14 protein-coding genes are annotated in these 14,925 nt (G+C 60.2%); 9 read left to right on the top strand and 5 right to left on the bottom strand.

From position 1 onward, the window contains the following. The 5 genes from ASD32_RS22875 to ASD32_RS22855 all read right to left on the bottom strand — a co-directional run bounded on the left by ASD32_RS22875 (position 1) and on the right by ASD32_RS22855 (position 3,807). Entirely contained in the window at positions 1 to 612 is a 612-nt protein-coding gene (locus ASD32_RS22875; protein WP_060640334.1) for an alpha-ketoglutarate-dependent dioxygenase AlkB, read from the bottom strand. Between the two features lie 8 nt (positions 613 to 620). After that, positions 621 to 1,061: a hypothetical protein gene (locus ASD32_RS22870; protein WP_060640333.1), complete on the bottom strand. Its 441-nt coding sequence runs from the start codon at positions 1,059 to 1,061 to the stop codon at positions 621 to 623. A gap of 2 nt (positions 1,062 to 1,063) precedes the next feature. Continuing rightward, complete coding sequence (lysM, locus tag ASD32_RS22865; RefSeq protein ID WP_060640332.1) at positions 1,064 to 1,537, bottom strand: peptidoglycan-binding protein LysM; 474 nt, start codon at positions 1,535 to 1,537, stop codon at positions 1,064 to 1,066. 85 nt (positions 1,538 to 1,622) lie between these two features. Beyond that, positions 1,623 to 2,057 (bottom strand): alternative ribosome rescue aminoacyl-tRNA hydrolase ArfB, encoded by a 435-nt coding sequence (gene arfB, locus ASD32_RS22860; protein ID WP_060640331.1) that lies wholly within the window; start codon positions 2,055 to 2,057, stop codon positions 1,623 to 1,625. A 139-nt stretch (positions 2,058 to 2,196) separates the two neighbouring features. Further along, complete coding sequence (locus ASD32_RS22855; protein WP_060640330.1) at positions 2,197 to 3,807, bottom strand: phosphoenolpyruvate carboxykinase; 1,611 nt, start codon at positions 3,805 to 3,807, stop codon at positions 2,197 to 2,199. A 341-nt stretch (positions 3,808 to 4,148) separates the two neighbouring features. Between ASD32_RS22855 and ASD32_RS22850 the strand changes: the two genes are divergently transcribed. The 9 genes from ASD32_RS22850 (at position 4,149) to ASD32_RS22810 (ending at position 14,924) form a co-directional block, all read left to right on the top strand. After that, positions 4,149 to 4,883, top strand: coding sequence for a response regulator transcription factor (locus ASD32_RS22850; protein WP_200953636.1), 735 nt, complete (start codon positions 4,149 to 4,151; stop codon positions 4,881 to 4,883). A gap of 228 nt (positions 4,884 to 5,111) precedes the next feature. Continuing rightward, the gene (locus tag ASD32_RS22845) at positions 5,112 to 6,893 is read left to right on the top strand and encodes a sensor histidine kinase (RefSeq protein ID WP_060640328.1); all 1,782 of its coding nucleotides are present in this window, start codon (positions 5,112 to 5,114) and stop codon (positions 6,891 to 6,893) included. Further along, positions 6,890 to 7,357, top strand: a complete 468-nt coding sequence (locus ASD32_RS22840; protein WP_060640327.1) for a serine kinase — start codon at positions 6,890 to 6,892, stop codon at positions 7,355 to 7,357. Before ASD32_RS22845 ends, ASD32_RS22840 begins: the two co-directional genes overlap by 4 nt. 145 nt (positions 7,358 to 7,502) lie before the next feature. After that, complete coding sequence (locus ASD32_RS22835) at positions 7,503 to 7,904, top strand: PTS sugar transporter subunit IIA (RefSeq protein WP_037096714.1); 402 nt, start codon at positions 7,503 to 7,505, stop codon at positions 7,902 to 7,904. Between the two features lie 13 nt (positions 7,905 to 7,917). Further along, positions 7,918 to 8,190: an HPr family phosphocarrier protein gene (locus tag ASD32_RS22830; protein ID WP_060640326.1), complete on the top strand. Its 273-nt coding sequence runs from the start codon at positions 7,918 to 7,920 to the stop codon at positions 8,188 to 8,190. 185 nt (positions 8,191 to 8,375) lie between these two features. Next, positions 8,376 to 9,776 carry an adenosylhomocysteinase gene (gene ahcY / locus ASD32_RS22825; RefSeq protein ID WP_060640325.1) on the top strand — a complete coding sequence of 467 codons (1,401 nt, stop codon included), beginning with the start codon at positions 8,376 to 8,378 and terminating at the stop codon, positions 9,774 to 9,776. Positions 9,777 to 10,177: 401 nt separating this feature from the next. Continuing rightward, complete coding sequence (locus ASD32_RS22820; protein WP_060640324.1) at positions 10,178 to 12,658, top strand: PAS domain-containing sensor histidine kinase; 2,481 nt, start codon at positions 10,178 to 10,180, stop codon at positions 12,656 to 12,658. Then, positions 12,658 to 14,145 (top strand): tRNA (adenosine(37)-N6)-threonylcarbamoyltransferase complex ATPase subunit type 1 TsaE, encoded by a 1,488-nt coding sequence (gene tsaE / locus ASD32_RS22815; protein WP_060640323.1) that lies wholly within the window; start codon positions 12,658 to 12,660, stop codon positions 14,143 to 14,145. Before ASD32_RS22820 ends, tsaE begins: the two co-directional genes overlap by 1 nt. A gap of 41 nt (positions 14,146 to 14,186) precedes the next feature. Further along, positions 14,187 to 14,924: a nucleotidyltransferase family protein gene (locus ASD32_RS22810; protein ID WP_060640322.1), complete on the top strand. Its 738-nt coding sequence runs from the start codon at positions 14,187 to 14,189 to the stop codon at positions 14,922 to 14,924. The last annotated feature ends 1 nt before the right edge of the window (position 14,925 follow it).

The following is a 14,925-nucleotide window of genomic DNA, read 5'->3' as shown; positions in this document are numbered from 1 at the left end:
TTAAAGGGTGACGCGGCGGAGCGTCAGGTTGATCCGGCCGCCCTTCTTCAACAGCGTCGATGTGTTCGGGTAGATCTTGTCGACGCCATGAAAGGCGAGCCGCCCCTCGCCGCCGAGAACGACAATATCGCCGCTCGACAGCTTGAACGACAGCGTTCCGCCGCTGCGCTCGGTATTGCCGACGCGAAACAGGCAGCTATCCCCAAGCGAAATCGATACGACGGGCGTTTCCAGGTCTTTTTCGTCACGATCCTGGTGCAGGCCCATACGGGCGTCGTCGGCATAGAAATTGACGAGGCAGGCCTCGGGTTCCTTGGAGGTTCCAGAGACGGTGCGCCAGATGTCCAGAAGCGCATCGGGTATTGCCGGCCAGGGCTTGCCGGTGACGGGATGCAGCGGCTGATAGCGATAGCCGCGCTCTTTGTCCGTTACCCAGCCGAGAGACCCGCAATTGGTCATCCGCACGGACATCGGCTTGCCGGTGCGCGGCATCACCGGCACGTAGAGCGGGGCATCGGCCACGATCGCGCGGATGCTTTCGACGAGGGCCTCCTGGCGCGGCCGGTCGAGAAAACCGGGAATATGCCGGATGCCCTTTGGCAGAACCTGCATCGGAAAGCCTATTCCAGCCCGAGCAGGGCAGCCGGGACGCCATAGCGTTGCTGCCAATCGGCATAGCCGACATCCGTCGGCCCGACCATATGATCGATCAGGTTCCACCGGCCGGCCTGAAAGCCCATCAGGCCATAGACCGTCAGACCATCCATCATATCGCTCTCCCCGGCAAAGCCGGTCTCCTCCGGATCGATCGCGCCGCCACCCGGCCGTTGCGGCTCGACCTGCACGAAGGCCCAGTTGGGCGTCACCCGGATGGTGGTGACGACGAATTCGACGGGTCCGCGCATCTCCGCCTCGACGGCGGGGCGCAAGGTATCCATGATGGCCGCCCGCTCCACCGAGCCCTTGGCGGGCTCGCGGAACGTCATAGCCAGCGCAGGCCCGCTGATTGCCATCATCATGACGGCAACGGCAATCGACAAAACTGCGCCGGCGGTTTTCATGATCAGGCCTGATCGAGAGCCGGAATACGCAGGACCTGGCCCGGATAGATCTTGTCCGGATGGGTCAGCATCGGCTTGTTGGCTTCGAAGATGACGGTGTTCTTCGCACCCTTGCCCTTGCCATACTGCGCTTCGGCGATCTTCCAGAGATTGTCGCCCTTCTTCACCGTGTAAAAGACCGGGTCCTTGGCTGCTGCGGGCGTGGCTGCGCCATCGGCCACCTTCAGGTCGGCCGCTTCTACCTTTGAAATCCCGAGCGTATTGCCCACCGCAACGACGGCCTTTTCAAAGGCGGACTGGTCCTTCACCACGCCCTTGAGCACGATCTTGTCGCCCTCGACCGCCACATCGACCTTGTCGGTACCGAGATCGTGGGACGCCAGTTCCTTCTTCACCGCTTCGACATCCGGCGCATCGTCATCGCCGCCGATGCCGAGCTTCTTGCCGGCATTCTTGATAAAGCTGAACAGACCCATGGCGCATCTCCTTTTGCGGGTTTCTTCAACCCTAACAGAGTGCAGTGATGCGGAAAAAACAAGGCCCGGATGAAAATTGCAGCGATCAATCGTTTTCCGGACGGCCGCGCATCTTCTTGACTTCGCCGCGTCCGGTCTTTTCCTTCAGGCGGCGTTCGATCGATCCCTTGGTCGGCTTGGTCTTGCGGCGCGGCGGCGGCGGCGGTTCGGCGGCCTTGAGTATCAGCTCCTTCAGCCGCTCGCGCGCATCCTCGCGATTACGCTCCTGGCTGCGAAAACGGCTTGCCTCGATCATCAGCACGCCGTCCTTGGAGACCTTGCGGCCGGCCAGCTTGATGGCATTGTCGCGCACCCGCTCCGGCAGGGCCGGCGAGGCGGCGATGCCATAGAACAGCTGTACCGCCGTCGAGACCTTGTTGACATTCTGGCCGCCGGGACCGCCGGCCAGCACGAATTGCTCCGTCAGCTCCCAGCCGGCGATGACAATGCGGTCGTTGATGTAGAGCGGATCGCTGGCCATGGTGTTTCATCCTTCCATCGCTCTATCTCACAGGATGGCGGACTTGAAAACGCGCGAACAGGACAGCCACGCAAAAACCCGGCACTTTCGCGCCGGGTTTCACGTGAATCATGGTCTGCAACCCTCTGCGAGGGCTTGCTTATTCGGCTGCGAGCTTCACGCCCGGCGCCGCATCGAGCACGCTGCCATCGACATGGCTCTCGAACTTGGCGAAGTTCGCAACGAACATATCAACGAGCTTGCGGGCCTGCGCGTCATAGGCGACGGCGTCGCTCCAGGTCGAGCGCGGATCGAGGATGCTGCTATCGACACCCGGGACCGCAACCGGCACGGCAAAGCCGAAATTGCTGTCGGTGCGGAAATCGGCCGAGGCAAGCGACCCGTCGAGGGCCGCCGCAAGCAGCGCACGCGTCGCCTTGATCGGCATGCGGCTTCCAATACCGAAGGCACCGCCGGTCCAGCCGGTATTGACCAGCCAGCAATTGGCGCCGTGTTCGGCGATCAGCGCCTTCAACAGATTGCCGTATTCCGATGGATGACGCGGCATGAAGGGGGCGCCAAAGCAGGTCGAGAAGGTTGCTTCCGGCTCGGTCACGCCCTTTTCAGTGCCAGCGACCTTGGCGGTGTAGCCGGAAAGGAAGTGGTACATGGCCTGATCGGGTGTCAGGCGGGCGATCGGCGGCATGACGCCGAAGGCATCGGCGGTCAGCATGATGATCGTGCCTGGATGTCCGGCCGTTCCCGATTTGCTGGCATTCGGGATGAAATCCAGCGGATAGGCGCAACGGGTATTCTCAGTCAGCGAGCCGTCGTTGAAATCCGGCTTGCGGTTTTCATCGAGCACCACATTTTCGAGCACGGTGCCGAAGCGGCGGGTGGTCGCGAAGATTTCCGGTTCGGCTTCCGCCGACAGCCGGATGGTCTTGGCATAGCAGCCGCCTTCGAAATTGAAGATGCCATGTTCGCCCCAGCCATGCTCGTCGTCGCCGATCAGCGTGCGCTTGGGATCGGCCGACAGCGTCGTCTTGCCGGTGCCGGACAGGCCGAAGAAGACGGCTGCGTCACCGTCGGGGCCAACATTGGCGGAGCAATGCATCGGCATGACGCGCTTGGCCGGCAGAAGGTAGTTAAGCATGGTGAAGACGGCCTTCTTCATCTCGCCGGCATAGGACGTGCCACCGATCAGAATGATGCCCTTGGAGAAGTTGCAGGCGATCACCGTTTCGGTGCGCGAGCCGTGGCGGGCCGGATCGGCCTTGAAGTCCGGCAGATCGATGATCGTCAGCTTCGGCGTGAAGGCGGCGAGCTCTGCTTTTTCCGGGCGGATCAGGAGATTGCGGATGAACAGGGAGTGCCAGGCAAATTCCGTGATGACGCGGGTCGCAAGCGCGTTTTCCGCATCGGCGCCGCCGATCAGGTCCTGCGCATAGAGCGACTTACCCTTGGCATGGTCGAGCATGTCCTGATGCAGCACGGCAAAATGCTCCGGCGACATCGCATTGTTATTGTCCCACCAGATTTCATCGGCGGTCGTGTCATCGCGAACGACGAACTTGTCCTTCGGCGAGCGGCCCGTGTGCTGGCCGGTCAAGGCGCGCACAGCACCGTCGGCGGTCAGCTGCGCTTCGCCGCGGCGCAGGATTTCCTCGTAGAGTTCAGCGGTGCCAAAGTTGTACCGAACCATGTCCAGGTTGGTGAAACCGATTGATTCCAGCCCAAGGGATGGGTTGCGAATGCCGAGTTCCTGCATGGTCCAGCTTTCCTCCGTGGTTTGCCGACAGAACGTTTGAGATGCGGGACCATAGAAGGAGAACGGAGAAAAGACAAGATTGCTGTCGTAAAAAATACAATGATATCAGTATATTAATCGATTTAAAAGAAAATATCGCTTTTTTAATCGGTTGAAATTAAGCTTTTCAAGTGCCGATTTTTGGCCGGAAACACCCGCTTGGCGTCATGCCCGTTGCTTTTGCATTTTACTTCGCCACAATTTGTTCCACCTTTATACTCATGAAACGCCTCTGACCGCAGCAGAGCCCCGGAAAACCGGGCCGGCCTCGGAGGCGCAGCGAAATGGTGGAGCCCTATACGATGCAGACGATCGCACTTGTCGATGACGACCGGAATATCCTGACTTCAGTGTCGATCGCACTGGAGGCGGAAGGCTACAAGGTCGAAACCTATACCGACGGTGCCTCGGCTCTCGACGGTCTTTTGGCGCGGCCGCCGCAGCTCGCAATCTTCGATATCAAGATGCCGCGCATGGACGGCATGGAGCTTCTGCGCCGCCTGCGGCAGAAATCCGATATTCCGGTGATCTTCCTTACCTCCAAGGATGAGGAGATCGACGAACTGTTCGGCCTGAAGATGGGTGCCGACGATTTCATCACAAAGCCTTTCTCGCAGCGCCTTCTGGTGGAGCGCGTCAAGGCGATCCTGCGCCGCTCGGCCAACCGGGAGGCAGCCGCCGCTGCAAGCACCGGTGCCGGCGCCGCCAGAAGTGCCGCCGACATCCAGGCCCGCTCGCTGGAGCGCGGCCAGCTGTCGATGGACCAGGAGCGCCACACCTGCACCTGGAAGAACGAGCCGGTGACGCTGACTGTCACCGAATTCCTGATTCTGCATTCCCTGGCGCAGCGCCCCGGCGTGGTGAAGAGCCGCGATTCCCTGATGGACGCCGCCTATGACGAACAGGTCTATGTCGATGACCGCACCATCGACAGCCACATCAAGCGGCTGCGCAAGAAGTTCAAGATGGTCGATAACGACTTCGACATGATCGAAACGCTGTACGGCGTCGGCTACCGCTTCCGCGAATCCGCCTGAGGCTGACTTTGGTCTGCCCGCCACGCCGGGCATTGCCCTTCGTGCAATCTGGCGTGGCCTTGGGTTGAGCTGTATGGTACGGCTCCGCGCCAGGAGAGACGCAAGCGTGATCTCCATTCCGCCCTCCGGCGGACGGCAGGCAAATCTGCCATTGCACGGCAGTTGCTGCCATTGAACGGCAGTTGTTGCCATTGACATACAGGGGCCGCGAAAGCGGGAGTTGAAGGCTTGGTCGAAGTCTTGCGCAATATCGATTTGGATGAGGGCGAAACACGGGCGGCTTCCGGCCGCAAGTGGGCGCATCCGTTCACGCTGATTCGCCGCATCTTCGGCAATGCCGTGTTTTCCAGCCTGACGCGCCGGATCCTGTTTTTCAATCTCGTCGCGCTCGTCGTCCTCGTCGGCGGCATCATGTATCTCAATCAGTTTCGCGAAGGGCTGATCGATGCGCGCGTCGAAAGCCTGTTGACGCAGGGCGAAATCATCGCCGGCGCGATCGCGGCATCTGCCTCCGTCGATACCAATTCGATCACCATCGATCCCGAAAAGCTTCTTGAACTGCAGGCGGGCCAAAGCATCACGCCGTTGCCGAGCGACGAGGATCTGGAATTCCCGATCAACCAGGAACGTGTGGCGCCGGTGCTGCGGCGGCTGATATCGCCGACCCGCACCCGTGCCCGCCTGTTTGACGCCGATGCCGACCTCCTGCTGGATTCGCGTCATCTCTATACCGGCGGCCAGGTATTGCGCTTCGACCTGCCGCCGATCGAGCCGGAGGCCGTGACGTGGTCGGAACGGCTGAACTCCTGGTTTAACCGGGTGCTGCAGCCGGGCAACCTGCCGCTCTACAAGGAGCCGCCGGGTGGCAACGGCGCGATCTATCCCGAAGTCATGAATGCGCTGACCGGCGTTCGCGGCGCCGTCGTGCGGGTCACTGAAAAGGGCGAGCTGATCGTCTCCGTCGCCGTACCCGTCCAGCGTTTCCGCGCGGTTCTCGGCGTGCTGCTTTTGTCGACGCAGGCCGGCGATATCGACAAGATCGTTCATGCCGAGCGGCTGGCCATCATCCGGGTGTTCGGGGTGGCCGCCCTCGTCAACGTCATCCTGTCGCTGCTGCTTTCCAGCACGATCGCCAACCCGCTGCGGCGCCTGTCGGCCGCCGCCATCCGGGTGCGGCGGGGCGGCGCCAAGGAGCGCGAGGAAATTCCGGATTTTTCGTCGCGCCAGGATGAAATCGGCAACCTGTCCGTTGCGCTGCGCGAAATGACCACGGCGCTTTATGACCGTATTGCCGCCATCGAGAATTTTGCCGCCGATGTCAGCCACGAACTGAAGAACCCGCTGACCTCGCTGCGCAGTGCCGTGGAGACGCTGCCGCTGGCGCGCACCGACGATTCCAAGAAGCGGCTGATGGACGTAATCCAGCATGATGTGCGCCGTCTCGACCGCTTGATCAGCGATATCTCCGATGCTTCCCGGCTCGATGCGGAGCTTGCCCGCAGCGATGCGAAGGCAGTGGACCTGGAAAAACTGCTCGGCGGCCTTGTCGATCTGTCGCGCCAGATCCGCAGCGGCAAGAAGATCGTCGAGATGAGTTTCGCCGTCGAGCGCAAGGACAATCCGAAGGCGCGCTTTGATGTCGGCGGCTATGAATTGCGCATCGGCCAGATCATCACGAACCTGATCGAGAATGCCCGTTCCTTCGTTCCGGACCAAGGCGGGCGCATCATGCTACGGCTGACCCGAACCCGAAGCCGCTGCATCATCTATGTCGAGGATAACGGGCCCGGTATCCAGGCCGAAGACATCGACCGGATTTTCGAACGCTTCTACACCGACCGTCCCGATGGTGAGGATTTTGGCCAGAACTCGGGTCTCGGTCTCTCCATCTCCCGCCAGATCGCCGAGGCCCATGGCGGTTCGCTGAAGGCCGAGAACATGATGGATGCGAGTGGCAAGATCACCGGCGCCCGCTTCATCCTGTCGCTTCCGATCGAGAACCACGCGTGACGAACCCGGCGGTCAATGTTCACGCGACCGCCGCCGTGATCGGAACCAGCGGCTTTCTGTTTGTCGGACCGTCCGGTTCGGGCAAGACGATGCTGGCGCTCTCCTGCATAGCGGCGGCACGTCATTGCGGATTGTTTGCAGCCCTCGTCTCGGACGACCAGGTGCTGATGTCCAGGCACAATGGACGCGCTATCGCCCGTCGCCCGGCCTCGATTGCCGGCCTTGCCGAAATCCGCGGTTCACGCATCATTGCTGTCGAGACCATCCCGGCGGCTGTCATCGATTTCGCCATTTTGCCGGTCAAATCGCCGTTTGAACCGCGTCTGGCGCCGGAAAACGAGCAGTTTTCTTTGCCCTCCGGCGATTTTTTACCGCTGTACCGGCTTCCCTTTGGCGAAGGCTTGAATTCCTTTGAAATTCTGCGGCTTATTTTGCCTCAAAATGCCAATTTTCAAGGACAATGATGCTTCTTAAGGCAGTAATTGCGGATTTTTAACTTGCCATTCGCCTTTTCCTTGCCAAGATGGCCGCCCTAAAGGTGGACGGAATTGCTGCATTGCGATATCTGACCATCCTTAGATTTGCAGATGCAGTTGGAGCGAAGACACCATGATCGGACTTGTGCTTGTCACACACGGCAAGCTGGCTGAAGAGTTTCGTCATGCGCTGGAGCATGTCGTTGGTCCGCAAAAGTCAATCGAGACTGTCTGCATCGGCCCCGAGGATGATATGGATCAGCGCCGGCAGGACATCCTGCATGCGGTTCTCGCCGCCGACGAAGGCAATGGCGTGATCATCCTGACCGACATGTTCGGCGGCACGCCGTCCAATCTGGCGATCTCGGTCATGCAAAGCGGCACCGTCGAAGTCATTGCCGGCGTCAATCTTCCCATGCTGATCAAACTGGCCGGCGTCCGTGGCGAAAGCGATATGGACAAGGCCCTCGTCGAAGCGTCCGAAGCAGGCAGGAAATACATCAATGTCGCAAGCCGTGTTCTCAGTGGCAAGTAACGGGACTGAGGCCATGACGCTCTCCCGCGACCTTCTGATCGTCAACAAGCGTGGCCTGCATGCCCGCGCCTCCGCCAAGTTCGTACAGACGGTCGAGGGCTATGATGCCGAAATCCATGTCTCGAAGGATGGCATGACGGTCGGCGGCACCTCTATCATGGGCCTGATGATGCTGGCCGCCAGCACCGGCTCCTCGGTTTCCGTCACCTCCAGCGGCCGCCAGGCGCAAGAAGCGCTTGATGCCCTCGACGCTCTGGTTGCCGACAAGTTCGGCGAAGAAATCTGACCTTGGCTGGGCAAGAGACATAAAGATATAAAGACTTCTTTATGTCCTGTTGCTCCTTTTCGCATTTCCTGATAATTGAGGAACAAACTTCCTGCTGACGGTGGGAAGCGCGAATTCTAAGTGCGCCCTGCCCGGCCCTGCCAAAATGTCAGGACGCCGTTCACGGCACCAGCCCGGAGTATCTCATGAGCACGACAAACGACTATCTGGTTGCGGATATCGGCCTTGCCGATTTTGGCCGCAAGGAAATCACCATCGCCGAAACCGAAATGCCGGGCCTGATCGCCTGCCGCGAGGAATTCGGCACTGCAAAGCCGCTGAAGGGCGCCCGCATCACCGGCTCGCTGCACATGACCATCCAAACGGCCGTCTTGATCGAAACGCTGACTGCACTCGGCGCCGATGTGCGCTGGGCATCCTGCAACATCTTCTCGACGCAGGACCACGCTGCAGCCGCGATCGCTGCCACCGGCGTTCCGGTCTTTGCGGTCAAGGGTGAAAGCCTGGAAGAATACTGGACCTACACGGACCAGATCTTTCAATGGGCCGATGGCGGCGTTTCCAACATGATCCTCGATGACGGTGGCGACGCCACCATGTACATCCTGCTCGGCGCCCGCGCCGAAGCCGGTGAAGATGTGCTGTCGAAGCCGGAATCGGAAGAAGAGGAAATCCTCGTCGCCCAGATCAAGAAGCGCCTGGCCGCTTCGCCGGGCTGGTTCACCAAACAGCGCGATGCCATCAAGGGCGTGACGGAAGAAACCACCACCGGCGTCAACCGTCTCTACCAGCTGCATGCCAAGGGCCTTCTGCCCTTCCCGGCCATCAACGTTAACGATTCGGTGACCAAGTCGAAGTTCGACAACAAGTATGGCTGCAAGGAATCGCTGGTTGACGGTATCCGCCGCGGCACCGACGTGATGATGGCCGGCAAGGTTGCCGTCGTCTGCGGTTACGGCGATGTCGGCAAGGGTTCTGCCGCTTCGCTTTCCGGCGCCGGCGCCCGCGTCAAGGTGACGGAAGTCGATCCGATCTGCGCCCTGCAGGCTGCCATGGACGGCTTTGAAGTCGTACAGCTCGAAGACGTCGTATCCTCCGCCGATATCTTCATCACGACGACCGGCAATAAAGACGTCATCCGCATGGACCACATGCGCGAGATGAAAGACATGGCCATCGTCGGCAATATCGGCCATTTCGACAATGAAATTCAGGTTTCCGCACTGCGCAACCTGAAATGGACCAACATCAAGCCGCAGGTCGATCTGATCGAGTTCCCCAAGGGCAACCGCATGATCCTTCTGTCGGAAGGCCGCCTGCTCAATCTCGGCAACGCAACCGGCCATCCGTCCTTCGTGATGTCGGCATCGTTCTCCAACCAGGTTCTGGCCCAGATTGAGCTGTTCACCAAGGGCGAGCAATATGACAAGGGCGTTCACATCCTGCCTAAGCATCTCGACGAGAAGGTCGCCCGTCTGCATCTGGCCAAGCTCGGCGCCAGGCTGACCGAACTTTCGGAAGAACAGGCCGGCTATATCGGTGTGACGCCGCAGGGCCCGTTCAAGTCGGAACACTACCGCTACTAGTCCTTACCCGGATAATCCACAACATATAGAGGCCGCGATCTTGACAGGAGATCGCGGCCTCTTTTTTTGCTCCGCCCTTCCCGAGGATTCCCCGAAGGCGTATGTTTTTGGCACAATGATTCGTGACGAAGATGCGGAACAGACGCGTCGCGGATGGGATGTCTTGTCGTTGAGGCGGCAAACAGACGAAGACATGCCGGACTGCAATCGGAATTGAACGAGGCCCGCGTCAGTGGGATTTCGATTTAGCACTGCGTGGCGATTTGCAACCGGACGAATGACCCTGAACGCACCCAGCCGAAAGGCCGGGGCACGCTTCAAGGTATTGAATACACATATGATCATGTGATTCGGGTTTCCCGGCACACCGGTCATGTGTGGTGCAAACGGGGAAGCACGCCATGGAAACAGGTTCTTTGAAACGCGCCGGCGGCCGGATTCCGTCTCTGCTGCGACGGTTCATGGCAAGCTCGACGCTGGTGGCTTTTGCCGGCCCTGCCTGTGCAGCGGTCGAGGGTGCGGCGACCGCCAACCTGTTCGGCTCCTCGGAAGTCGTTACCTTTTCCCTCCTCATCGGCGTAATTTCGGCAGCCATGCTGTCGGCCATCTGGCTGATCCGCCAGCGCGGCAATATGGAGGCCGACAATCGCGAGCTGAACACGGCGCTCGCCGATGCCAACCACCGGATTTCACGTTTCCAGGCCCTGATTGCCGACAAGAACCGCCGTATCGTCGTTTGGGAAGGCCAGTCGAACAAGCCGGAATTTCTAGGCCAACTGCCTGCCGAGACCGGTGCGCCGCAGGACGACCGCGACTTCCTGGCGTTTGGCCGCTGGATCAAGTCGCAATCGGCATCCGAGCTGGAAAAAGCCATCGAGTTGCTGCGCTCGCATGCCGAAAGCTTTGACCTCGTCGTCGAAACCAGCCGCAGCGAAATCATCGAAGCCCAGGGCCGCGTTTCCGGCGGACGCGCTTTCGTCCGGTTCGTGGCGCTGAACAATCTGCGCGCCGAGCTTGCGGAAGTGAAGATGGAGCGCGACCGGCTGCACGGATCGCTGTCCAATCTGCATACGCTGCTTGATGCGATCGACCTGCCTGTCTGGCAGCGCGGGCCGGATGGCGCGCTCCTCTGGGTCAACGACGCCTATGCCGAGGCGGTTGAGGCAAACGACCCCTCCGGCGCCGTCAAGGAGGCCCGCGAACTTCTAGCGACAGTGGCACGCGAAAAAATTCGGGTCATCAGCACCTATGATTCGCCGTATCGCGAAAAGGTTTCCACCGTGGTGCGCGGCAACCGGACATTCTACGATGTGGTGGATACCAAGAGCACCAGCGGAACGGCGGGCATGGCGATCAACGTTTCCGACGTCGAGGCCGTTCGCGAGGAGCTGAACCGGACGCTGAAGAGCCACGCCGAAACGCTCGATCATCTGGCAACGCCGGTGGCGATCTTCGATGGCAGCCAGCAGCTGCAATTCTACAACCAGGCGTTCCAGCGGCTATGGGACCTCGACATGGGTTTCCTCGAGCGCAAGCCGGGCAATGGCGAGATCCTCGACCGGCTGCGCGCCGCCGGCAAGCTGCCGGAGCAGCTGAACTGGAAGCAGTGGAAGGATTCAGCGCTCGCCGTCTATCAGGCGATCGAGACGCAATCCGACCTCTGGCACCTGCCCAACGGCCAGACCTTGCGCGTTTTCGCCACCGCCCGCCCGCAGGGCGGAGCAACCTGGGTGTTCGAGAACCTGACAGAAAAGGTGGATCTGGAAACCCGCTACAACACGCTGGTTCAGGTCCAGGGCGAGACGATCGACCACCTTTCGGAAGGCGTCGCCGTGTTCGGCCCCGACGGCCGCATCAAGCTGTCCAACCCGGCCTTTCGCGCATTGTGGGGCGTTACGGAGACCGAGGCCAAGCCCGGAACGCATATCCGCGCCATCGAGCAGGCCTGCGCGCCATCCTACGATCAGCCGGATGGCTGGAAACAGTTTTCGCATCTCATCACCAGCTTCGACGACGAACGGCCGTCCTGCCAGGGCATTCTGGAGCTGCGCACCGGGCTGATTCTCGATTTCGCCGTCATTCCGCTGCCCAACGCCCAGACAATGCTGACCTTCGTCAACATTACCGACAGCGCGCGGGTCGAGCGCGCATTGACGGAAAAAAACGATGCCTTGCGGATGGCCGACCATCTGAAGAATGATTTCGTTCAGCACGTCTCCTACGAGCTGCGTTCGCCGCTCACCAATATCATCGGATTTGCCGATCTCCTGAAAACGCCGGCTTTCGGATCCTTGACCGAACGGCAGGCGGAATATGTCGAGCATATCTCGACCTCGTCCTCGCTGCTTTTGACGATCGTCAACGACATCCTCGATCTGGCTACCGTCGATGCCGGGATCGTCGAGCTTGATCTGTCGGAAATCAACCTGACGGATTTCCTTGATGAAGTATCGTTGCAAATGGCCGACAGGCTTCAGGAAAGCGCCGTCACCTTGCAGATCGATACGCCGGATATGCTGGGCCTGTTCGTTGCCGATCACCAGCGGCTGAAACAGATCCTCATCAAGCTTTTGACCAATGCCGCCAATTTTGCCCCGGATGGCAGCATGGTCAGCCTGAAATGCCGCCGCGAAGGCAGCGATTTTGTTTTCAGCGTTACCGATAATGGCGCCGGTATTCCGCAGGATGTGCTCGATACCGTGTTTAAGCGCTTCGAAAGCCATGGCCAGCACGGCGGCGCGGGTCTTGGCCTGTCGATCGTTGAAAGTTTTGTCAGCCTGCATCACGGCACAGTCTCAATCCGCAGCCGCGAAGGCGAAGGTACGGAAGTGACCTGCCGCATCCCAACCGGCGACCTGCCGAAAATCGCTGCGGCGGAATAATGCAAGGGATCGAGCTCACGCTCCAGGATGAGGCAGCCACGATCGAGCTTGGCGAAGATCTGGCGCTGGCCCTGAAAGCAGGGGATTGCCTGGCGCTCTCGGGTGATCTTGGCGCCGGCAAATCCACCTTGGCCCGCGCCTTTCTGCGTGCCATGGCCGACGATGAGGCGCTGGAGGTTCCAAGCCCCACCTTCACGCTGGTGCAGACCTATGATCTGCGCATTCCGGTTTCGCATTTCGATCTCTATCGCCTCGCCGATGTTTCGGAGCTCGATGAGCTGGGGTTTGATGAGGCCCTGTCGGACGGTATCTGCCTTGTGGAATGGCCCGAAAATGCGCTGGCGGCATTGCCGAAATCACGGCTAACCGCCACGTTTTCGCATCTCGGTGATGGGCGTACCGTCACGATCGCCGGCGAAGCCGCCGCCCTTAGCCGGATCGAACGCAGCCTTGCCATCCGCGCCTTTCTCAGGGAGCGCGGATATGGCCATGCCAAACGTCGGCATCTGAGCGGAGACGCGTCGGCGCGCGCCTATGAACGCATTCTCGTTGCGGGCGAGCCGGTCCGCATCCTGATGGACTCGGCACGTCATACGCCGGGGCCCATTCTTCAGGACGGCAAATATTACCAGCAGCTGGCGCATTTGGCCGAGGACGTCATCCCCTTCGTCGCCATCGACAGCGATATCCGGACTAAGGGATTTTGCGCACCGGAGATCTATGAAAGCGATCTTGATGCCGGCATCCTGCTGATCGAAGACCTCGGCAGCGACGGTATTCTGGATGCGGACGGGCGGCCGATCGCTGAGCGCTACCTGGAAAGCGTGCGTGTCCTTGCCCATCTGCATGCGCAGCCGGTGACGCGGGACATATCGCTCGGAACCATCACCCACCACATCCCTGATTTCGACCGCAGGGCGATGAAGATCGAGACCAGCCTGCTGCTCGACTGGTATCTGCCCTGGAAGCGCGGCGAAAAAGCATCTGACACCGAGCGCACCGGCTATTTCGCCGTCTGGGACCAGCTGATCGATCTCATGGCGTCCTCGGAAAAGAAGCTGCTGCTCCGGGACTTCCATTCACCCAATATCATCTGGCGCGGCGAGCGTTCCGGCTTCGAGCGCATCGGCATTATCGATTTCCAGGATTCGATGATCGGGCCGACCGCCTATGACGTCGCCTCGATCACGCAGGATGCCCGCGTCACGATCGAACCGGACCTGCGCGACATAATGCTGTCGCTCTACTGCGCGGAACGCAATGCGCTCGGCGCGTTTGACGAGACGCTGTTCCGGCGCGACTGGCACCTGATGTCGGCACAGCGCAATTGCAAGCTTGTTGGCATTTGGGTGCGGCTGATGCAGCGCGACGGAAAGCCCTTCTATATGAAGCATATGCCGCGCACATTTTCCTATCTTGAGGTGGCGCTTCAACACGAAGCGCTCGCACCCTTGCGCGATTGGTGCATAAAGGCTGGAATCCTTTAGGCCGAATCAGCGGCCAAGGCTTCAGTGGAATCCGTGCTGCTATGCCCATCATCAAAAATGCCATGGTGCTCGCTGCGGGACTTGGAACCCGCTTGCGCCCCATCACCGACACCATGCCGAAACCGCTGGTTCCGATCGCGGGAAAGCCGATGATCGACTATGTGCTCGATCTCCTTGAGGCTGCAGGGGTGACCACCGCTGCGGTCAACGTCCATCATTTCGCCGATCAGATGGAAGCGCATCTGGCCGATCGAAGCCGGCCAAGCATCGTGATTTCCGACGAACGCGCTGCGCTGATGAATTCCGGTGGTGGCCTGGTCAAGGGATTGAAACTGTTACCGAAGGGACCGGTCCTCGTCATGAATGCCGATCTGTTCTGGGTTGGCGAAAAGCCGGGTTCTCCGTCCAATCTCGACAGGCTCGCATCCTTCTTCGACCCCGGCACCATGGACATGGCGCTCTTGTGCGTGCGCAACGAAGACACGACCGGCCATAATGGCAAGCTGGATTTCTCGCTTGATCCGCAAGGACGCCTGTCGCGCTACAAGGACGGCATGGACAATCCCGTCGTCTATGCCGGCGCCATCGCCCTCCACAGCCGCCTTTTTGCGGACGCGCCGGAGGGTGCCTTCAACCTGAACATCTATTTCGATCGGGCAATCGCAAGGAACAGGCTTTTCGGCATCATTCTCGAAGGCCACTGGCTGACGGTTGGAACGCCGGAAGCAATTGGCCAGGCCGAAGACGCCATCCAGCAGTTTTCAACAGGAGCCGGATGAC

The organism is Rhizobium sp. Root483D2 (assembly GCF_001426685.1).
In the GTDB taxonomy this organism is placed as follows: Bacteria; Pseudomonadota; Alphaproteobacteria; order Rhizobiales; family Rhizobiaceae; genus Pararhizobium; species Pararhizobium qamdonense.
Note: the sequence above shows the minus strand (reverse complement) of the source record. Positions and strands in the feature narration are given on the sequence as shown.